The sequence below is a fragment of the Bradyrhizobium erythrophlei genome (assembly GCF_900129425.1).
Lineage (GTDB): Bacteria > Pseudomonadota > Alphaproteobacteria > Rhizobiales > Xanthobacteraceae > Bradyrhizobium > Bradyrhizobium erythrophlei_C.
On record NZ_LT670817.1, the window covers coordinates 7352506 to 7372180 of the forward strand.

A 19675-nucleotide genomic window follows, 5' to 3' on the forward strand; every position below is an offset into this window, starting at 1 on the left:
TCGGGGGCTTGAAACCGGCCCTGAAACGGTGAAATACGCGCCAAAGATGGAATCATCGAACATTTAGGGAGAAATTGAATGGCAATCCGGGTCGCTATCAACGGATTTGGCCGCATCGGCCGCAACGTATTGCGAGCCATCGCCGAATCCGGCCGCACCGATATCGAAGTGGTCGGCATCAACGACCTCGGCCCGGTCGAGACCAACGCCCATCTGCTGCGTTTCGATTCAGTCCATGGACGTTTCCCCGGCACCGTCACGGTCGAAGGCGACTCGATCAGCGTCGGCAATGGCAAGATCAAGGTCTCGGCCGAGCGCGATCCTGCCAAACTGCCCTGGAAGGAACTCGGCGTCGACGTCGCGCTGGAATGCACCGGCATCTTCACGGCCAGGGACAAGGCCGCGCTGCATCTGACCGCCGGCGCCAGGCGCGTGCTGGTATCGGCCCCGGCCGAAAACGCCGATGCGACCATCGTATTCGGCGTCAACCACGACAAGTTGACCAAGGATCACCTCGTGGTTTCCAACGGTTCCTGCACCACCAACTGTCTCGCGCCGGTCGCGAAGGTCCTGAACGACACCGTGGGCATCGAGAGCGGCTTCATGACCACGATCCACGCCTATACCGGCGACCAGCCGACGCTCGACACCCTGCACAAGGACCTCTATCGCGGCCGCGCCGCCGCGATGTCGATGATCCCGACTTCCACCGGTGCGGCCAAGGCGATCGGCCTGGTGCTGCCGGAACTGCAGGGCAAGCTCGACGGCGTCGCGATCCGCGTCCCGACCCCGAATGTCTCGGTGATCGATCTCAAGATCGTGGCTTCGCGCAAGACCGACGTGAAGGAAATCAACGAGGCGATGAAGCGTGCTTCCGAGCAGCAGCTCAAGGGCATCCTGGGCTACACCACCGCGCCCAACGTCTCGATCGACTTCAACCACGATCCGCATTCATCCACCTTCCACATGGACCAGACCAAGGTGCAGAACGGCACGCTGGTGCGGGTGATGTCGTGGTACGATAACGAATGGGGTTTTTCCAACCGCATGGCGGATACCGCCGTGGCGATCGGGAAGCTGCTGTAAGAAAATTTACCGTCATGCCCGGCCTTGTGCCGGGCATCTACGTCTTGCTTTTTCGAGGCAAAGACGTGGATGGCCGGGACAAGCCCGGCCATGACGCGGGAAGCGCAGCATGACAAAGACATTCCGCACCCTCGATGACGTCGACGTGAAGGGCAAACGCGTGCTGCTGCGCGTCGACCTCAACGTGCCCATGGAAAACGGTCGCGTCACCGACTTGACCCGGCTCGAGCGTGTTGCGCCGACCATCACCGAGATATCCGACAAGGGCGGCAAGGTGATCCTGCTGGCGCATTTCGGCCGGCCCAGGGGACGCGACCCCAGGGAGTCGCTCAAGCCCGTCGCGGCCGCGCTGGCCGAGGTGATCAAGAGGCCGATCGGCTTTGCCGCCGATTGCATCGGGGACGTCGCCAAACAGGCCGTCGCCGCGATGAAGGACCGCGAGATTCTTTGCTTGGAAAATACCCGTTTCCATCAGGAAGAAGAAAAGAACGATCCGGCGTTCGTCGCCGAACTGGCCAAACTCGGCGATATCTGGGTCAACGACGCCTTCTCGGCGGCGCACCGGGCGCACGCTTCGACCGAGGGCCTCGGCCACAAGCTGCCGGCCTATGCCGGACGCACCATGCAGGCTGAACTCGACGCGCTCGGCAAGGCGCTGGAGGCCCCGACCAAACCGGTGATTGCGATCATCGGCGGCGCCAAGGTCTCGACCAAGATCGACCTTTTGGAAAACCTCGTCCGCAAGGTCGATGCGCTGGTGATTGGCGGCGGCATGGCAAACACCTTCCTGCACGCCCAGGGCGTTCCAATCGGCAAGTCGCTGGCGGAGAAGGATCTGGCGGCCACCGCGCTGCGGATTATCGAGAAGGCGGACGCCGCGAATTGCGCCATCATCCTGCCCGTGGACGCCGTGGTCGCATTTCACTTCGCGGCCCATTCGCCGTCCCATGCCTACGGCCTCGATGCGATCCCGCCCGACGGCATGATCCTCGACGTCGGCCCGCAGTCGATCGAACGGATTCGTGCCGCGATCGACGACGCCGCGACGCTGGTCTGGAACGGCCCGCTCGGGGCCTTCGAGATGCCGCCATTCGACCGCGGCACCGTGGTGGCGGCACGGCACGCGGCGGAGCGGACCAGGGCCGGCAAGCTGATCTCGGTGGCCGGCGGCGGCGACACGGTGGCGGCGCTCAACCAGGCCGGGGTGGCCGGCGATTTCACCTATGTCTCGACCGCCGGCGGCGCGTTTCTCGAATGGATGGAGGGCAAACCCTTGCCGGGCGTCGAGGTTTTGAAAATAACTTAGATTTGGCCTGAGCGGCCTCTGAAGCCCCAACGCGGAGAACAGAACACATGGCTCGAATTACGTTGCGTCAATTGCTCGACCACGCTGCGGAGCATGAGTACGGCGTGCCGGCCTTCAACATCAACAACATGGAACAGGCGCTCGCCATCATGGACGCCGCCTCCAGCCTTGATGCGCCGGTCATCATCCAGGCCTCGCGCGGCGCGCGGTCCTACGCCAACGACATCATGCTCCGGCACATGATGGATGCGGTCACCGAAATCTATCCGCAGATTCCGGTCTGCGTGCACCTCGACCACGGCAACGGACCCGATACCTGCATGACCGCGATCCAGGCCGGCTTCACCTCCGTGATGATGGACGGCTCGCTGAAGGCCGACGGCAAGACCGCGGCCGACTGGGATTACAATGTCGGGGTCACCAGGACGGTCACCGACATGGCCCATCTCGGCGGCATTTCGGTGGAAGGCGAACTCGGCGTTTTGGGGTCGCTCGAAACCGGGATGGGCGACAAGGAGGACGGCCACGGCGCCGAGGGTAAGCTGTCGCACGACCAGTTGCTCACCAATCCCGACGAGGCGGTCAAGTTCGTCAAGGAGACCAAGGTCGATGCGCTGGCTATTGCGATGGGGACGTCGCACGGCGCCTACAAGTTCACCCGCAAGCCGGACGGCGACATTCTGGCCATGAACGTGATCGAGGAAATTCACCGCAAGCTGCCCAACATGCATCTGGTGATGCATGGATCGTCCTCGGTACCGCAGGACCTGCAGGACATCATCAACGCCAATGGCGGCAAGATGAAGCCGACTTGGGGCGTGCCGGTTTCCGAGATCCAGCGCGGCATCAAGAACGGCGTCCGCAAGATCAACATCGACACCGACAATCGCATGGCGATGACCGGCCAGATCCGCAAGGTGCTGCGCGAGGACCCGAGCGAATTCGATCCGCGCAAATATCTCAAGCCGGCGATGGAAGCGATGGCCAGGCTTTGCAAACAGCGGCTGCAGGAGTTCAACACCGCCGGCCAGGCCAGCAAGATCAAGAAAGTGCTGACCACCGCCGAGATGGCGAAGCGCTACACCAAGGGCGAGCTCGACCCGCAAATCGCGTGACAGGCGGCCATTCCCGGGCCGGCCGCCAGCCTCCCGGCGCCGGGGTGGGCTTTGGCGCGGGTTTAGAGCAGGTTTAGAGTTCGTTTTCTTGGGGATTGCCTGAGAACGGTCTATTTTAACTCGCACAGAAACAGCGCTCTGGAGGAGGCATCGATGAATCTCGCCGATCTCAACAAGGTCGCTCGGGCCGTGGTCGCACCGGGCAAGGGCCTGCTCGCCGCCGACGAATCCACCGGAACCATCAAGAAACGCTTCGACGCCATCAATGTCGCATCGACCGAGGAGTCGCGCCGCGACTATCGCGAGATGCTGTTCCGCTCCAGCGAAGCCATGAACCGCTATATCTCCGGCGTCATCCTCTATGACGAGACCTTCTGGCAAAAGGCCGAGGACGGCACGCCGCTGGTGAAGCTGATCGAGCAATCGGGCGCGATCCCCGGCATCAAGGTCGACGAGGGCACCCAAGCCTTGCCGGCCTGCCCGGGCGAACTAGTCACCGTCGGGCTCGACAAGCTCGCCGAGCGTCTGAAGAAATATTACGAAGGGGGTGCCCGGTTCGCCAAATGGCGCGCGGTGATCGATATCGGGCCGCAGATTCCGACCATGACGGCGATCCGCGTCAACGCCCACGCGCTGGCGCGCTACGCCGCGCTATGCCAGGCCGCGCAGATTGTTCCGATCGTCGAGCCGGAAGTCCTGATGGACGGCGACCACGACATCGACCGCTGCTATGAGGTGACCCAGCGCGTTCTCAACAAGACGTTTCAGGAATTACGCGTTCAGCGCGTCGCGCTGGAAGGCATGATCCTGAAACCAAATATGGCCATCCCCGGCAAGAAAAGCGCGAAGCAGGTGTCCGCCGAAGAGATCGCGGAGAAAACCGTCCGGCTGTTGAAGAACTGCGTCCCCGCGGCGGTGCCCGGCATTGCCTTCCTGTCCGGCGGGCAGTCCGACGAGGAGGCCACCGCGCATCTCAACGCCATGAACCGGATCGGCGGCCTGCCGTGGCCGCTCACCTTCTCCTATGGCCGCGCGCTGCAGGCGGCGCCGCAGAAGGCGTGGGCGGGCAAGGCCGGGAATGTCGCCGCGGGCCAGCGGGCGTTTACCCATCGCGCGCGGATGAATTCGCTGGCCAGCAAAGGTGAATGGCAGGCCGATCTGGAAAAGAAGGCGGCATAGATTTGGCCACCAAACCCGTTCCGCGGCGCCCCGTGCCGCGTCTCTATCTCGCGACGCCTGAGGTGGACGATCCCGCGCTGTTGCTCGCGAGCCTGCCGGGCTTGCTGGCCGGCGCCGATGTCGCCGCCTTGCTGCTGCGGCTGAAACCGACCGACCAGCGCACCATGATCTCGCGGGTCAAGGCGCTGGCGCCGGCGGTCCAGGGCAGCGGCGCCGCGCTCTTGCTCGACGGCCATGTCGAACTGGTCGCCCGCGCCGGCGCCGACGGCGCGCATCTGACCGGTATCGCGGCCATGGAGGATGCGCTGCCGACATTGAAGCCCGACCGCATCGCCGGCGTCGGCGGATTGACGACACGGCACGATTCGATGGCCGCGGGCGAAGCCGGCGCGGATTACGTGCTGTTCGGCGAGCCCGATGCGCGGCAACAGCGGCCTTCGGTGGAGGCGATCGCCGAGCGCCTGCAATGGTGGGCCGAACTGTTCGAGCCGCCATGCGTCGGCTTTGCCGCCTCGCGCGAGGAGGCTTACCAATTCGCCGCCGCCGGCGCTGATTTCGTTCTGGTCGGCGATTTCATCTGGAATGATTCGCGCGGCGCGGCGGCGGCATTGATGGACGCGGAGCAGACGATCAGGCAAGCCTACGCCGCCATGCCCGGAACCGCCAAAGTCGAACAGGAATGACGCCGGAAATGAAGATCCTGCGTCCCGTACTGATCCTCGCGAGCTGTCTGCTGTTGACGGCAAACGCGGCGGCGCAAATCTCGCTGACGCCGCCGGCCGCGCAACCGCCGCCGGCAGCAGGCAAACCGGAGCCGAAGGTGAAACCGCACACCATCGCCAGGAAGCCCGCCGCTTCCGCCGCGACGGCGAAGCCCGCGGCAGCTCCGGTGGCGCCGGCCGCGACGGTGACGCCTGCGCCTGTGCCCGACAACCCCAATGTCGATCTGGTGTACGGCGCCTATCAGCGCGGGCAATACAAGACCGCGTTCGATCTCGCGACCAAGCGCGCGCAGGAAAACGGCGATCCGAAGGCGATGACGATGCTCGGCGAACTCTACGCCAATGCAATGGGCATCAAGCGCGACTATGCGAAGGCGGCCGAGTGGTACAAGCGCGCCGCCGACGGGGGCGACCGCGAGGGCATGTTCGCACTGGCGATGCTTCGTCTCGGCGGCCGCGGCGGCCCCGTCAACCGCGAAGAGGCGGTGAAGCTGCTGGCATCATCGGCGAAACTTGGCGAACCGAAGGCGGCGTACAATCTGGCGCTGCTCTATCTCGACGGACAGACGCTGCCGCAGGACCTCATGCGCGCCGCGCAACTGCTGAGCATGGCCGCCGACGCCGGCAATCCGGAGGCGCAATACGCGCTTGCAACCTTCTACAAGGAGGGCACCGGCGTCGCGAAGGACGTCGAGAAGTCGGTCCAGCTGCTGAAGGCGGCTTCGCTGGCCGACAACGTCGACGCCGAGGTCGAATATGCGATCGCGCTTTACAACGGCACCGGCACGCCGAAGAACGAAGCCGCCGCGGTGGCGCTGCTGCGCAAGGCCGCCCGGCAAAACAGCCCGATCGCCCAAAACCGTCTCGCGCGGGTGCTGGTGACCGGACAAGGCGCGCCGATGGACAAGATCGAGGGCCTCAAATGGCACCTGGTGGCGAAAACCGCCGGGAAGGGCGACCCCATGCTCGACAAGGCGCTGGCCGATTTAAGCCCCGAGGACCGCGCCAAGGCCGAGGCGGCCGCCCGCAAATGGCTCGGCCTCAAATGATCCGTCTTGACGCCACCCCAACCGCAGGGCACCCACTGGGAGCGTGATCAGCGGCGTCCGATCGCGTTCAAATGATTAGAGAATTCCATCCAACCCGATCCTGACCTGACGCTCAGGTCGCCTTGAGCCGAGATCATGCTGCATTCAGCCCTTATCAACGTCATGGTCAAAGCCGCGCGCCGCGCCGGCCGCAGTCTCAAGCGCGACCTCGGCGAGGTCGAAAATCTCCAGGTATCGCTGAAGGGGCCGGCCAACTTTGTCAGCCTTGCCGACAAGCGGGCCGAACAAATGCTTCTCGAGGACCTCACCAAGGCCCGGCCGGGTTACGGCTTCATCGGCGAGGAAGGTGGAATCCGCGCAGGCGACGACAAGACCCATACCTGGATCGTCGATCCACTCGACGGCACCACGAACTTCCTGCACGGCATTCCGCAATTCGCGATCTCGATCGGCCTGCAGCGCGAGGGCACGATCATTGCCGGCGTAATCTACAACCCCGCCAATGACGAGCTCTACATCGCCGAACGCGGCAAGGGCGCCTTCCTCAACGAGCAGCGGCTGCGTGTCGCCGGCCGCCGCAAGCTCGGCGACTGCGTGATCGCCTGCGGCCTGCCGCATATCGGCCGTGGCGACCATGACCTTTCGCGCCGCGAGATGACCGAAATCCAGAACCGGGTGGCCGGCCTGCGCCGGTTCGGCGCCGCCTCGCTCGACATGGCCTTCGTCGCTGCGGGCCGGCTCGACGGCTATTGGGAGCGCAATCTGCAGCCATGGGACATGGCGGCGGGGCAGATCATGGTACGGGAAGCCGGCGGCACCGTCAGCGGCATGGCAGGCGACGACGACGCGCTGAAGTCCGGCAACGTGATCTGCGGCAACGAATTCATCCACGCCGAGCTGGTGAAGATTCTGAAGCCGCTAGGGAAGTAAGTTTGGTTGATTAACGAAACCGTCATGCGCGGGCTTGACCCGCGCATCCATCAATCTTCACGAAAAGCATTTTCAAAAGTGGATGGATTGCCGGGTCAAGCCCGGCAATGACGAATTGACTTAGCTATACCGCCCTCATCCGGTAATGGCTGACGCCCCATTCGCTGCCGTCGGCGTAGCCGAACAGCCCGGCCGTGGCGAGGAAGAACCAGCGCCAGCGCCGCATCCATAACGCGGTGTCGCTGCCGTAGACGTTGCGCAGAACGGCTTCGATCTCCTCGCGGTGCGAATCGAAATTGCCGAGCCAGTCGAGCGCGGTGCGCTGATAATGTGTGCCGCTCCAGCGCCATTCCTTCTCGACCTCGAACAGGTCGGCATATTGCCGGATCAGATGATGGCTCGGCATTACCCCGCCGCTGAAGAAATGCTGCGCGATCCAGTCGTCGCCGTCGGCGCGATCGAACCGATAGGCGCCGGACCGATGGGTGAAGATGTGCATGAAAAAACGGCCGTCCGGCGCCAGCCATGAGTTCACCCGCGTCATCAATTCACGCCAGTTCATGACGTGCTCGAACATTTCGACCGATACGATGCGGTCGAACCGCCGCTGCGGGTCGAACACATTCTTGTCCGACGTGACCACGCGGATATTTTTCAATCCGCGCGCCATAGCCTCGCGCTCGATATACTCGCGCTGCGAGTGCGAATTCGACAGCGCGGTCACTTGCGATCTCGGAAACTGCCGCGCCATCCACAGGGACAGCGAGCCCCAGCCGCAGCCGAGTTCGAGGATCGATTGCCCGTCGGCCAGATCCGCATGTTCGACGGTCTGGCGCAGCGCTTCTTCCTCGGCCTCCTGCAGCGTCGACTGAGGCTCCTTGTAGAAGCACGACGAATATTTGCGGTTCGGACCGAGCACGGCCGCAAAGAACGCCGCCGGCACTTCGTCATGCCGGGTCTTGGCCTCATCGCCGTGTTCGGCGATGGCGCGCGCCGCCATTTCGTCGGCAAACAAGGCGTCGCGGTCGGCGCTGTCATGGGCCAGCCGGGTCGCTGTCCGCGAGCACAGCCGCTGGATCGCGGCGCGGATCACGAGGTCGGGCAGCGGCACCCGTTCGGCGGTGCCGATCATCGTGGAGATGAAGCTCATGTGACCACTCCCTTTCGCGGTGGCAGCGGGAAGAACATGCTGGTGCGCGACTGACAGTCGTGAGAGCGCGCGCCGCGCGAGCGCACCATCTGCCGGATCGCCATCAGGGCCGCGACCAGCCACTGCGGTGGGCCCGGCGCGCCGCGGGCATCGGTCACACCGCGCTGGCCGCACCGACCAGCCCCCACCGAAAAGGTCCAGATGGTATCGACCCGGCCGGAATTGCCGGTGCGCTGCTGGACAAGCCAGGCAATGGCCATCAGGATCGAAAGCGACAGCGCGATCCCGGCCAGGGCTTCGAGGTACAAAACCGTCATACGAAAATCCCGCTAAAAGCTTCAGGCGCCAAACATTTATGAAATACGCCTTAGTCTAAGCCCGGTTTGAGGCCGAAGTTCCATGTTTCCGACGGGGGACGGGGCGCAACTGGCCTTTTCTCCCGCCGCTGCTGTGCCATATTGGTCGAAATCGTTTCCCGCCCCAACAGGTGACAATCAGCCCAATGCCTTCAGGCCCGTCTTCCCGCTCCGCGATGGAGCTCGAGCTGACCAAGCTGTCCTCGCCACGGATTTTCCTGGTGCGGATGCTGGTTTTCCTGGTGCTGTGCGCGCTGGTGATGATCGTGCTCTACAAGCAGATCGTGCTGGCTTTCTTCGCCAATCCCGGCCTCAACGCGCTGATCGGCGCGGTGCTGGCAATCGGCATCATCCTGTCGTTCCGCCAGGTGATCCGGCTCTATCCGGAAGTCGCCTGGGTCAACAATTTCCGTATCGCCGATCCCGGCCTCGCGATCGACCGGCGCCCCACTCTGCTGGCGCCGATGGCGGCGATCCTCGGCGGCGAGCGAACCGGGCGGATGACGATCTCGCAGCAGACCATGCGGCATCTATTGGATTCCATCGCCACCCGGCTCGACGAAGCCCGCGACATTTCCCGCTACATGACGGGCCTGCTGGTGTTCCTCGGGCTGCTCGGCACCTTCTGGGGCCTGATCGAAACCGTCGGCTCGGTCGGCAAGGTGATCGACAGTCTCAAGGTGGGCGGCGACGCCGGCGCATTGTTCGAGACGCTCAAGGAGGGTCTGGCCGCGCCGCTCGGCGGCATGGGCATTTCGTTTTCGTCGTCGCTGTTCGGCCTTGCCGGTTCGCTGATTCTTGGCTTCCTCGACCTGCAATCGAGCCAGGCGCAGAACCGGTTCTACACCGACCTCGAAGACTGGCTCGCCTCCACGGTGCGGGAATATTCCGGCGAGACCGCTCCCGGTTCGAGCGGCGAACTCCAGGCGATGGTCGACCGGCTGCGGCTGACCCTGGAAGAAGGCGGCACGAGCCGCGGCACCACCGTGGCGATGGCCAATCTCGCCGAGGCCATTCAGGGCCTGGTCGCGCATATGCGGACCGAGCAGCAGATGATCCGCGAATGGGCCGACGGCCAGGGCGAACAAAACCGTGAGATCAAGAAGTTACTTGAGCGGATCGCGCGCCAGCCGGAGAAGAATTAGTGGGACAATATCGTGCCCCTGCGGAGCAGCGTGAAGAACGCTGCACCGCATCCGGGAAACGAGTTAGCGGAGAACTTTCAAATGGCCCTCGCCCGTGCTCGCCGCAACGAATCCGGATTCAACTACTGGCCGGGCTTCGTCGACGCGTTGTCGACGCTGGTGCTCTCGATCGTGTTTCTGCTGTCGGTGTTCCTGGTGGTGCAGTTCTTCCTGTCGCAGGAAGTCACCGGCAAGGACAAGGCGCTGGAACAGCTCAACGCCAAGATCGCGCAGCTGAACGACCTGTTGTCGCTGGAAAAACTCGGCAAGCTCAATCTCGACGACCAGGTCTCGCAGCTGCGCGCGGGGTTGGCGTCAGCGGAGGCCGACCGCGATCGCATCAAGGGACTCTATGAAGGCCTCGCCGGCGCCGGCAATGACGCCGCCGGCCGTGACACCGAACTCAACAAGGCGCTGGATTCCGAGAAACAAGTATCGGCGCGCGCGCTGGCGCAGATCGAGGTGCTGAACCAGCAGATCAGCGCGCTGCGCCGCCAGCTGGCGGCGCTTGAGGAAGCGCTCAACGCTTCGGAAAATCGCGACAAGGAGTCGCAGGGCAAGATCGCCGATCTCGGCCAGCGCCTGAATGTTGCCCTGGCCCAACGGGTGCAGGAATTGTCGCGCTACCGTTCGGAATTCTTCGGCCGCCTGCGTACCATTCTCGGCAACCGGCCGGACATCCGGGTCGTCGGCGACCGTTTTGTCTTTCAGTCGGAGGTGTTTTTCGACACTGGACAGGCGCAATTGCTGCCCGAGGGCCGCGCCGAACTCGACAAGCTTGCAACCGCGCTGATCGACCTCGACAAGCAGATCCCGGCTGAGATTGCCTGGGTGCTCCGGGTCGACGGCCACACCGACGTGCGCCCGATCAACAGCCCGATCTTCAAGTCGAACTGGGAATTGTCCTCGGCGCGCGCGATCTCGGTGGTGCAGTACCTGGTTTCGCTCGGCGTGCCTCCGCAACGGCTGGTCGCCGCCGGCTTTGCGGAATTCCAGCCGCTCGACACCGCCGCGACCGAAGAGGCCTACAAGCGCAACCGGCGCATCGAGTTGAAGCTGACGGAACGGTGAGGATGGTAAAGCGCCATCGATTCGTCATTGCCGGGCTTGACCCGGCAATCCATCAAGAAAGATTGCTACGAAGTGGATGGATGCCCGGATCAAGTCCGGGCATGACGGCGTTGCTTTGATGGGCACTCCCTATCAGTTGCGCCCCTACCGCGCCGAGGACGAAGACGCCGCGATCGCGTTGTGGCAGCAAACCTGGCAGCAGGCCTATCCCTCAATCGACTTCGCCGCGCGTGTAACATGGTGGCGCGAGCGCTGGCGCCAGGAACTGGTGCCGAATGCGGCGATCGTGGTGGCTGAACAGGCGAGCGCGCTGGTCGGGTTCGTGACCATCGATGGGACAGGCTACCTCGATCAGCTGGTGGTCGCTCCCGATCGCTGGGGTTCGGAAGTCGCCAACGCGCTGGTCGATGAATCAAAGCGCCTGTCGCCCGAGCGCATCACGCTGCTGGTCAACAAGGACAACGCCCGCGCCATCCGCTTCTACGAGCGCAACGGCTTTGCGCGAGCTGGTGAGGATATCAATCCGACTTCGGGACGGCCAGTGCTGAAGATGGAGTGGAAGGGGTAGCTGCTCTTTCTTCCCTTCTCCCCTTGTGGGAGAAGGTGGCGCGGACGAAGTCCGTGCCGGATGAGGGGTAACGGCCTATCGAGAGACCGAAACCCCTCACCCGTCTCGAATTCGCTACGCTCATTCGAGCCACCCTCTCCCACAAGGGGAGAGGGGAAGAAACTACACCCCCTCGAACTGCAATCTCGCCAGCCGGGCATAAAGCCCGTTGGCGGCGACCAGCGAGGCGTGGGTGCCCTGCTCGACGATGCGGCCCTGGTCCATCACCATGATCCGGTCGCAGGACAATACCGTGGCGAGGCGATGGGCGATCACCAGCGTGGTGCGGTGGCGCATCAATTCCTCCAGCGCGGTCTGCACCAGCGTTTCGGATTCCGCGTCGAGCGCGGAGGTTGCTTCATCGAGCAGCAATAGCGGCGCGTCGCGCAGGATCGCGCGCGCAATGGCGATGCGCTGGCGCTGGCCCCCCGACAGCGTCACGCCGCGCTCGCCGAGCTGCGACTCGAAACCGCCCGGCAGGCGGCGGATGAACTCGCTGGCGTGGGCAAGATCGGCGGCGCGCTCGACCTCGGCGTCACTGGCATCGGGCCGGCCGAAGCGGATGTTCTCGCGCGCGCTGGTGGCGAAAGCGACCGAATCCTGCGGCACCAGCGCGATGCGCGCGCGCACCTCGCGCGGATCGGCGGAGTGGATCGGCACGCCGTCGAACGAGATCGTGCCGGACAAGGGATCGTAGAACCGCAGCAGCAGGTGAAACAGCGTGCTCTTGCCGGCGCCGGAGGGGCCGACGATGGCGACCTTCTCGCCGGCGCGCACGGTGAGCGAAACGCCGTCGACCGCCATCGTGCCGGGCCGGGTCGGATAGGCGAAGCTGACATTGTCAAAACTGACGTCGCCGCGCGCCGGGACCGGCAAGGCGCGCGGCGATGCCGGCGCTGTGATCGCCGACTTGACGCGAAGGATTTCGAACAATCGCTCCGATGCGCCGGAGGCCGCCGAAACCTCGCCCCAGACCTCGCTGAGCTGGCCGAGCGCGGCCGCGGCGAAGGCCGCATACAGGACGAACTGACCGAGCCGGCCCGGGCTGATGGTCCCGGTCAAAACGTCATGGGAGCCGACCCACAGGATCGCCACGACGCTGGTGAAGACGATGAAGATGATGATGGCGGTCAAAACCGCGCGGGCGCGGGTCGAGGTGCGCGCCGCCTCATAGGCCTGTTCGACTTCGCCGCCGTAGCGCGCATTGGCCAGCGGCTCGCTGGTATAGGCCTGCACGACGCGGATGGCGCCGACCAGTTCGGAAGCATAGGCGCTTGCCTCGGCAAGCGTATCCTGGGCATTGCGTGACAGCCGCCGCACCCAGCGCCCGAACGCCACCAGCGGCAGCACGATCAACGGTATCGCCAGCAGCACGAAGCCGGAAAGCCTGGGGCTGGTGATGACCATCATCGCGGTGGCGCCGAAGAACAGCATCAGGTTGCGCAGCGCGACCGATACCGAAGCGCCGGCCGCCGATTTGATCTGGGTGGTATCGGCGGTCAGCCGCGAGATCAGTTCGCCGCTGCGCGACAAATCGAAGAATGCCGGCGACAGCGAGATCAAATGTGCGAACACGTCGCGCCGGAGATCGGCGACGATGCGCTCCCCGATGGTCATCACCAGATAGAACCGCGACGCGCTGGCAAGGGCCAGTACCGCGACCACCGCGATCATCACGCTGAAATAGCTGTTGATCATGGCGATGCCTTCGGGCGTGAAGCCGAAGTCGATCATCCGCCGCACCGCGACCGGCACCACAAGGGTCGTGATCGCGGCGATCGTCAGCGCGATCAGGGCCAGGAACGCGCGGCCGCGGTAACGCGCGACGTAAGGCGCCAGCGCCAGCAGCGGACGAAGCCGGGCGGTGCGCTTCGCCGGGGAAACCAGCTGCGCACCGTCTGGGGAGGCCGCCGCCAGTTCCGACGGCGTTTCGCCATGCCGGTCGTCAAGCCGTTCAACTGCGCTCATGAGATCTGGACCAATCGTTGTTACCACCCAGATAGGCCCGGCTGCCACCGCTGGCAAATCCGGAACATACTTGGCTTGTTTTAGGGGCTTTGCTGCGCTATAGAGCGGCCCAAATCCGCCCCCACAGCCATCGAAATACAGGCGCCGGCGCGCCGAAGGATCTGCCATGAAAGCCGCAATTCACCCGGAATATCATATGATTACGGTCGTGATGACCGATGGCACCGAATACCAGACGCGTTCGACCTGGGGCAAGCAAGGCGACAAGCTGAACCTCGACATCGACTCCAAGTCGCACCCGGCCTGGATCGGCGGCGCCCAGCAGCTCCTCGATCGTGGCGGCCGCGTGTCGCGGTTCCAGAAGAAGTTTTCCGGGTTCCTCAAGAAGGAGTGATCGGCCTCAAGACTTCTTTCTTGAGCCGCCAGATTTCTTGAGCTGCTTGTCAAAACGCCCCCTGCTCGATCGGGGGCGTTTTTGTTTGTCCCGTCATGGCGAGAAGCAGCACGAGGAAGTGATCCGGAGACCGAAAAGGGTCTCGATCGCTCCGTCACTCCCTTCCTCGCGACGACAGAGTCGACAAAAGGCGGAATTATCGCTCGAACGCCGCCTTCAGGCGGTTGAGCTGCGGCACCAGCGGATTGCCGATCGCGGCGCGCTCCGCCGCCGGCGCGTGGATGGTGGTGTCGAGGCGACGGACTTTGGTCTGCAGCGTCATCGAGCGGGCGATCAGGTCCTGCAATTGCTGGGGCAGCTTTTCCAGCATTTCCTCCGCGCCGGGTTCGGCGGCGCTGAGCTTGACCTTGGTCTTTTCGCGATTGGCTTGGGTCAGCGTCATCTCGCCTTCCTTGACCGCGCGGTGCAGCAGCAGCCACGATGCCAATTGCATCAGGCGGGTGGTCAGCCGCATGCTTTCGGTCGCATAGGTGAGGCTGACGGAGCGGTCGAGCGCCTTGGCTTCGGCGCGGCCGGCGCCGTCGAGATAGGCGGCAGTCTCCTCGACCAGGTCCATGCCTTCCCGGAACAGGGTGCCGAACGCCGCGGAATTGGTAAGCCGTTCGCTGAACTGCAGAAGAGCGGCCTCGCCTTGCGAACGGTCCGACATAGTTAACGCCTCACACAACTGTTAACGCCGCCGGCCGGAAACCGTGGCGGCTTATGATGAACAAATCATTGCGCGGCCGTGGACGAGAGTCCAGCCGCAAGACTTTTTATGGTTTCCAGCTGGTGCGGCGACGGGCGGAAAACGCCCAAAAAAAGAGCCGCCGTTTCCGGCGGCTTTTGAAGTTGATAACAGGGAGGCGTCAAACAGAGTGGACAGGAGCCACTCGGTGTCCAAACCAGGACAATGCAGTCATAACTGAGAAAGCTTAATCGATCGTAAACGAACCATTTTTTTCAGGTTTCGTTTGCCATGTCGGCCATTGGCCGAGTGCATAACGATACGAAAAGAGCGCACCGCCTTTCCCCGTCGTGCCCGGGCTCGTCCCGGGCATCCACGTCTGTTGTAACTGGAAAAGAGAATACGTGGATGGCCGGGACAAGCCCGGCCATGACGGCGGTGGTTGCAAAGCAATCCCCGAATGTCAGATAGCCTTCACGATTTGAAAAAGCTGTTGGCCGCGTCCTTCGATGCGCGCTTTTTGGTCATGGCCAGTTGCAGCCGCTCGATCTCCGACGTCAGCAGCGCGATGCGTTCGGTCAATTCCTCGACCGAGAGCAACGACAGGTCCTGCCCGATCTCATGGGTGACTTTCTTCCTCGGCTTGTCGTCTTCCTCGATGGCCATGTATCCTCCTCCGTGTTCAGCGGACCGTGAAACGGTTGCCAGCCCGAGCCCGGCTGGCTAATCAGATGCCTCTTCAAATTCTTAGCGTTTGGCCGAGGAAAAATCATGGAAAAGCTGCCCGCGCAAATGACCGTTGTCGGCATCAGCAAGCCCGGCGGCCCGGAAGTGCTGTTGCCCGAGACCCGCAGCGTGCCCGCGCCCGGGCCGAACGAAATCCTGATCAAGGTCGCGGCCGCGGGCGTCAACCGGCCCGACGTCGCGCAGCGATCAGGCTCCTATCCGCCGCCGCCCGGCGCCAGCGATCTGCCGGGCCTTGAAGTCGCGGGCGAAGTCGTCGTGGTCGGCGCCGATGCCAAAAAGCACAAGCTTGGCGACAAGGTGATGTCGCTGGTCGCCGGCGGCGGCTACGCGCAATATTGCATCGCGCAGGACGCGCAGGCGATGGCGGTGCCAGCGGCGTTGTCGATGCTGGAGGCCGGCGCCATTCCGGAAACGCTGATGACGGTCTGGCACAATGTGTTCGAGCGCGGCGGGCTGAAGGAAGGCGAGACCATCCTAATCCATGGTGGCTCCTCCGGCATCGGCACCATGGCGATCCAACTCGCCAAGGCATTCGGCTCCAGGGTGATCGTCACCGTCGGATCGAAAGAAAAGGCCGACGCCTGTCTCAGGCTCGGCGCCGACCACGCCATCAATTACAAGACCGAGGACTTCGTGGCCGAGGTCAAAACCGCCACGTCAGGCGCCGGCGCCAATGTCATTCTCGACATGGTCGGCGGCGACTATGTCGAGCGCAATTATGACGCCGCCGCGGTTGATGGACGCGTCGTCCAGATCGCGCTGCTCGGCGGCGCCAAGGCGACGGTCAATGTTGGCAAGCTGATGGTAAAACGGCTGCACCACACCGGTTCGACCCTGCGCCCCCGCAGCAACGCCGACAAGGCGGCGATGGTCGCCGCCATCGAGGCCAAGGTGATGCCGCTGCTGCGCGAAGGCCGCGTCAAACCCCTGATGGACAGCACATTCCCGCTGCAAAAGGCCGCCGACGCGCACCGGCGGATGGAAAGCAGCGAACATATTGGCAAAATTGTGTTGTCGGTTTAACGCCCGCCAACGATGGGCGGCGGGAAACCCTTTGATTTCCCTCGCTTTCATGTCATTTAATCCGCAGCCTGGGCGGTTCGCCTCGTCCGGAAACGTTCGTTCATCGCGGAGAACCGACATTGCGTCTGATCAGGTGCCTCGCGCCCATCGCGCTGGGCCTCATGATGTTTGCGGCCGCGCCGCCGGCGCGCGCCCTCGACGCCGTCAGCGTCCGCGGTGACGCGCCTGCGATCGATCTCACCGCGGTGCTCGATCACCGGCGCAGCGACACCGACCGCATCCAGGTCTCCACCGCACCCGGCACCGACGGCATCGTCCGCCGCATCGAAGTCCGCGCCCGCGAGGGCGGACAGAACTGGGTGGTGTTCGCGCTTGCCAACAACACCGACGACCAGCTCGATCGCCTGATCGTTGCACCCCACTATCGCGTCGTGTCGTCGGGGCTGTTGTGGCCCGACCTTGGATTGTCCCGCATCGCGACCATCACGCCGTCGACCGGCGACCGCCCGGAACGGCAAGAGAGCGCGACCGCGGACATCTTCCGCATCACGCTCGATCCCGGCGCCGTCATCACCTTCGTCGCGGAATTGCGCACCGATAAATTGCCGCAGCTCTATCTGTGGGAGCCCGACGCCTACAAGGACAAGGTCAACTCGTTCACGCTGTACCAGGGCATCGTGATCGGCATCTCCGGCCTTCTGGCGCTGGTGCTGACCATCCTGTTCGTGGTCAAGGGCAGCATCATGTTTCCCGCCGCCGCCGCACTGGCGTGGGCGGTGCTGGTCTATATCGGCGTCGATTTCGGCTTCTGGGGCAAGGTGCTCGACATGTCGAACAATGCCGAGCGGGTCTGGCGCGCGGCCGGCGAGGCGATCCTGGCGGCGACGCTATTGGTATTTTTGTTTGCCTATCTCAATCTCAGCCGCTGGCATGTGCGCTATTCCCATATCACCGTCGGCTGGCTCGCCTTTCTCGGCTCGCTGGTGGCGCTGGCGCTGTTCGATCCGGCGGTGGCCTCCGGCATCGCGCGGATGTCGCTGGTGCTGATCGCCTTCGCGGGCTTCGCGCTGATCGTCTATCTCTCGACCCACGGTTTCGACCGTGCGGTGCTGCTGATCCCGACCTGGTTCCTCCTCGTGGTCTGGGTGATCGCGGCCGGCATGACCGTCGAAGGCAGCGTCACCAACGACATCGTCGGGCCCGCCCTGCTCGGCGGCCTGGTGCTGATCGTGATGCTGATCGGATTTACCGTCATGCAGCACGCCTTCGCCGGCGGCGGCGCCACCACCGGCGTCGTCTCCGACGTCGAGCGCCGCGCACTGGCGCTGACCGGCTCGGGCGACCTGATCTGGGACTGGGACGTCTCCGCCGACAAGGTGTTCACCAGCCCCGAGACCGAGAGCCTGCTGGGCCTGAAACGCGGCACGCTGGAAGGTCCGGCCGCGAAATGGCTCGAGGTGCTGCATCCGCTCGACCAGGACCGGTTCCGCGCCGCGCTGGACAGCGTGCTCGACCAGCGCCGCGGCCGGCTGGTGCAGGATTTTCGGCTGCGCACGCCGGACGGCCATTTCATGTGGTTTGCGCTGAAGGCGCGCCCGGTGGTCGGCTCCGACGGCGAGGTTTCCCGCGTGGTCGGCACCCTGACCGACGTCACCGAGAGCAAGAACGCCGAGGAACGCCTGCTGCACGACAGCGTGCATGACAATCTCACCGGCCTGCCGAACCGTAAATTGTTCATCGACCGGCTGGGCGCGGTCGCCAATTTCGCCAAGACCATGCCGAACCTGCGGCCGACGCTGATGGTGATCGATCTCGACCGCTTCAAGCAGGTCAACGATTCCGTCGGCATCGCAGTCGGCGATTCCATCCTGCTGACGCTGGCGCGGCGGCTGACCCGCATCCTCAAACCGCAGGACACGCTGGCGCGGCTTGCCGGCGACCAGTTCGGCCTGATCCTGATGTCGGAACAGGACCCGGCGCGCATCACCGCCTTCGCCGAGACCATTCGCAAGACGATCCGTGCCCCGATCGCCTTCAACGACCGAGAGATTTTCCTCACCGCCTCGATCGGGCTTGCGCTCTCCGATCCGCAGACGCAATTGTCCGACGAGATCATCAAGGACGCCGAGCTGGCGATGTATCATTCCAAGCGGATCGGCGGCGACCGCATCGATGTCTACAAGCCGGCGATGCGCGCGCGAAAAACCGACCGGCTGACGCTGGAATCCGAATTGCGCCGCGCCATCGAGCGCGAGGAAATCACCATCCTGTACCAGCCGATCGTGCGGCTGGAAGATCGCTCGATCGCCGGCTTCGAGGCCCTGGCGCGCTGGGACCATCCGAAATTGGGCCGGATGTCGCCGGTGGAATTCATCTCGATCGCCGAGGAAATCGGCCTGATCGTCGATCTCGGCATGTTCGTGATGGACCAGACCGCCAAGCAGCTCGCGATCTGGCAGCGCGCGATGCGGTCGCGCGAACCGATTTTCGCCAGCGTCAACGTCTCGTCGCGGCAATTGCTGCGGCACGACCTGATCCACGACATCCGCACCGTGCTGTCGCGCTCCTCGGTGGCGCGCGGCACGCTGAAGCTTGAATTGACGGAATCGCTCGTGATGGAGAACCCGGAGCACGCGGCGCAGATGCTGACCCGGATCCGCGAACTCGGCACCGGATTGTCGCTGGACGATTTCGGCACCGGCCATTCGTCGCTGGCCTATCTGCAGCGCTTTCCGTTCGACACCATCAAGATCGACCAGTCCTTTGTGCGCACCACCAGCCGCGGCACCCGCCCGGTGATCCTGAAATCGATCATCGCGCTGGCGCACGACCTCGGCATGGACGTGGTCGCCGAGGGCGCCGAGACCGATTCCGACGCGGTGGAGCTCTATCAGTTGGGCTGCGAATACGCGCAAGGTTTTGCGTTCGGCGAGCCGATGGATGCCGACGCCGCGATGCGGCTGCTCACCGAAGAGCGGCTGGAAGCGGCGAGCTAGCTAGCTTTCGTCGTCCCTGCGAAAGCAGGAACCCATAACCCCCGGCGGTTATTGTAGCGACAGAT

At 64.0% G+C, this 19675-nt stretch carries 17 protein-coding genes and 1 pseudogene; 13 read left to right on the forward strand and 5 right to left on the reverse strand.

Annotated elements, in window-relative coordinates:
- Nucleotides 1–78 precede the first annotated feature (78 nt).
- The 7 genes from gap (at nucleotide 79) to B5527_RS35025 (ending at nucleotide 7387) form a co-directional block, all read left to right on the forward strand.
- On the forward strand, nucleotides 79–1086 hold the full coding sequence (gene gap / locus B5527_RS34995; protein ID WP_079605558.1) for a type I glyceraldehyde-3-phosphate dehydrogenase: 1008 nt from the start codon (nucleotides 79–81) through the stop codon (nucleotides 1084–1086).
- 109 nt (nucleotides 1087–1195) lie between these two features.
- On the forward strand, nucleotides 1196–2392 hold the full coding sequence (locus tag B5527_RS35000; RefSeq protein WP_079605559.1) for a phosphoglycerate kinase: 1197 nt from the start codon (nucleotides 1196–1198) through the stop codon (nucleotides 2390–2392).
- Between the two features lie 47 nt (nucleotides 2393–2439).
- Nucleotides 2440–3507: a class II fructose-bisphosphate aldolase gene (fba, locus tag B5527_RS35005; protein ID WP_079605560.1), complete on the forward strand. Its 1068-nt coding sequence runs from the start codon at nucleotides 2440–2442 to the stop codon at nucleotides 3505–3507.
- A gap of 153 nt (nucleotides 3508–3660) precedes the next feature.
- Nucleotides 3661–4686, forward strand: a complete 1026-nt coding sequence (locus B5527_RS35010) for a class I fructose-bisphosphate aldolase (protein WP_079605561.1) — start codon at nucleotides 3661–3663, stop codon at nucleotides 4684–4686.
- Nucleotides 4687–4688: 2 nt separating this feature from the next.
- Entirely contained in the window at nucleotides 4689–5369 is a 681-nt protein-coding gene (locus tag B5527_RS35015; protein WP_079605562.1) for a thiamine phosphate synthase, read from the forward strand.
- Nucleotides 5370–5377: 8 nt separating this feature from the next.
- Nucleotides 5378–6457 (forward strand): tetratricopeptide repeat protein, encoded by a 1080-nt coding sequence (locus B5527_RS35020; RefSeq protein WP_079607745.1) that lies wholly within the window; start codon nucleotides 5378–5380, stop codon nucleotides 6455–6457.
- A gap of 135 nt (nucleotides 6458–6592) precedes the next feature.
- Nucleotides 6593–7387 carry an inositol monophosphatase family protein gene (locus tag B5527_RS35025; RefSeq protein WP_079605563.1) on the forward strand — a complete coding sequence of 265 codons (795 nt, stop codon included), beginning with the start codon at nucleotides 6593–6595 and terminating at the stop codon, nucleotides 7385–7387.
- A gap of 124 nt (nucleotides 7388–7511) precedes the next feature.
- Here the strand turns inward: B5527_RS35025 and B5527_RS35030 are convergent, their stop codons facing one another.
- Together B5527_RS35030 and B5527_RS35035 are read right to left on the reverse strand one after the other, a co-directional pair.
- Complete coding sequence (locus tag B5527_RS35030) at nucleotides 7512–8537, reverse strand: SAM-dependent methyltransferase (RefSeq protein ID WP_079605564.1); 1026 nt, start codon at nucleotides 8535–8537, stop codon at nucleotides 7512–7514.
- Nucleotides 8538–8632: 95 nt separating this feature from the next.
- Nucleotides 8633–8854: pseudogene (locus B5527_RS35035) on the reverse strand (DUF1295 domain-containing protein); the annotation flags it as partial.
- Nucleotides 8855–9039: 185 nt separating this feature from the next.
- Between B5527_RS35035 and B5527_RS35040 the strand changes: the two are divergent.
- From B5527_RS35040 to B5527_RS35050, 3 genes are all read left to right on the forward strand, one after another.
- Nucleotides 9040–10038, forward strand: coding sequence for a flagellar motor protein MotA (locus tag B5527_RS35040; protein ID WP_079605566.1), 999 nt, complete (start codon nucleotides 9040–9042; stop codon nucleotides 10036–10038).
- An 81-nt stretch (nucleotides 10039–10119) separates the two neighbouring features.
- Nucleotides 10120–11148 carry a peptidoglycan -binding protein gene (locus B5527_RS35045; RefSeq protein ID WP_079605567.1) on the forward strand — a complete coding sequence of 343 codons (1029 nt, stop codon included), beginning with the start codon at nucleotides 10120–10122 and terminating at the stop codon, nucleotides 11146–11148.
- A 76-nt stretch (nucleotides 11149–11224) separates the two neighbouring features.
- On the forward strand, nucleotides 11225–11716 hold the full coding sequence (locus tag B5527_RS35050; RefSeq protein ID WP_245332374.1) for a GNAT family N-acetyltransferase: 492 nt from the start codon (nucleotides 11225–11227) through the stop codon (nucleotides 11714–11716).
- A gap of 162 nt (nucleotides 11717–11878) precedes the next feature.
- On the opposite strand, the gene B5527_RS35055 is transcribed toward B5527_RS35050, so the two are convergent.
- Complete coding sequence (locus tag B5527_RS35055; RefSeq protein ID WP_079605568.1) at nucleotides 11879–13723, reverse strand: ABC transporter ATP-binding protein/permease; 1845 nt, start codon at nucleotides 13721–13723, stop codon at nucleotides 11879–11881.
- A gap of 166 nt (nucleotides 13724–13889) precedes the next feature.
- Here B5527_RS35055 and rpmE point away from each other — a divergent pair, with 166 nt between their 5' ends.
- Nucleotides 13890–14117: a 50S ribosomal protein L31 gene (rpmE, locus tag B5527_RS35060; RefSeq protein WP_079605569.1), complete on the forward strand. Its 228-nt coding sequence runs from the start codon at nucleotides 13890–13892 to the stop codon at nucleotides 14115–14117.
- Between the two features lie 196 nt (nucleotides 14118–14313).
- Here rpmE and B5527_RS35065 read toward each other — a convergent pair whose 3' ends face one another.
- Together B5527_RS35065 and B5527_RS35070 are read right to left on the reverse strand one after the other, a co-directional pair.
- Entirely contained in the window at nucleotides 14314–14826 is a 513-nt protein-coding gene (locus tag B5527_RS35065) for a DUF1465 family protein (protein ID WP_079605570.1), read from the reverse strand.
- Nucleotides 14827–15318: 492 nt separating this feature from the next.
- Complete coding sequence (locus B5527_RS35070) at nucleotides 15319–15510, reverse strand: DUF1192 domain-containing protein (RefSeq protein WP_079605571.1); 192 nt, start codon at nucleotides 15508–15510, stop codon at nucleotides 15319–15321.
- Nucleotides 15511–15615: 105 nt separating this feature from the next.
- On the opposite strand from B5527_RS35070, the gene B5527_RS35075 reads away from it, so the two are divergent.
- Together B5527_RS35075 and B5527_RS35080 are read left to right on the forward strand one after the other, a co-directional pair.
- Nucleotides 15616–16614 carry an NAD(P)H-quinone oxidoreductase gene (locus B5527_RS35075; RefSeq protein WP_079605572.1) on the forward strand — a complete coding sequence of 333 codons (999 nt, stop codon included), beginning with the start codon at nucleotides 15616–15618 and terminating at the stop codon, nucleotides 16612–16614.
- A gap of 119 nt (nucleotides 16615–16733) precedes the next feature.
- Nucleotides 16734–19610 (forward strand): EAL domain-containing protein, encoded by a 2877-nt coding sequence (locus B5527_RS35080; protein ID WP_079605573.1) that lies wholly within the window; start codon nucleotides 16734–16736, stop codon nucleotides 19608–19610.
- Nucleotides 19611–19675 lie beyond the last annotated feature (65 nt).

Coding starts and splice junctions, on each gene's coding strand:
- B5527_RS35025 (WP_079605563.1), top strand. CDS start 6,593: ATGCTGCATTCAGCCCTTATCAACGTCATGGTCAAAGCCGCGCGCCGC.
- B5527_RS35010 (WP_079605561.1), top strand. CDS start 3,661: ATGAATCTCGCCGATCTCAACAAGGTCGCTCGGGCCGTGGTCGCACCG.
- B5527_RS35030 (WP_079605564.1), bottom strand. CDS start 8,537: ATGAGCTTCATCTCCACGATGATCGGCACCGCCGAACGGGTGCCGCTG.
- B5527_RS35075 (WP_079605572.1), top strand. CDS start 15,616: ATGGAAAAGCTGCCCGCGCAAATGACCGTTGTCGGCATCAGCAAGCCC.
- gap (WP_079605558.1), top strand. CDS start 79: ATGGCAATCCGGGTCGCTATCAACGGATTTGGCCGCATCGGCCGCAAC.
- B5527_RS35065 (WP_079605570.1), bottom strand. CDS start 14,826: ATGTCGGACCGTTCGCAAGGCGAGGCCGCTCTTCTGCAGTTCAGCGAA.
- fba (WP_079605560.1), top strand. CDS start 2,440: ATGGCTCGAATTACGTTGCGTCAATTGCTCGACCACGCTGCGGAGCAT.
- B5527_RS35070 (WP_079605571.1), bottom strand. CDS start 15,510: ATGGCCATCGAGGAAGACGACAAGCCGAGGAAGAAAGTCACCCATGAG.
- B5527_RS35000 (WP_079605559.1), top strand. CDS start 1,196: ATGACAAAGACATTCCGCACCCTCGATGACGTCGACGTGAAGGGCAAA.
- B5527_RS35040 (WP_079605566.1), top strand. CDS start 9,040: ATGCCTTCAGGCCCGTCTTCCCGCTCCGCGATGGAGCTCGAGCTGACC.
- B5527_RS35045 (WP_079605567.1), top strand. CDS start 10,120: ATGGCCCTCGCCCGTGCTCGCCGCAACGAATCCGGATTCAACTACTGG.
- B5527_RS35055 (WP_079605568.1), bottom strand. CDS start 13,723: ATGAGCGCAGTTGAACGGCTTGACGACCGGCATGGCGAAACGCCGTCG.
- B5527_RS35050 (WP_245332374.1), top strand. CDS start 11,225: ATGGATGCCCGGATCAAGTCCGGGCATGACGGCGTTGCTTTGATGGGC.
- B5527_RS35020 (WP_079607745.1), top strand. CDS start 5,378: ATGAAGATCCTGCGTCCCGTACTGATCCTCGCGAGCTGTCTGCTGTTG.
- rpmE (WP_079605569.1), top strand. CDS start 13,890: ATGAAAGCCGCAATTCACCCGGAATATCATATGATTACGGTCGTGATG.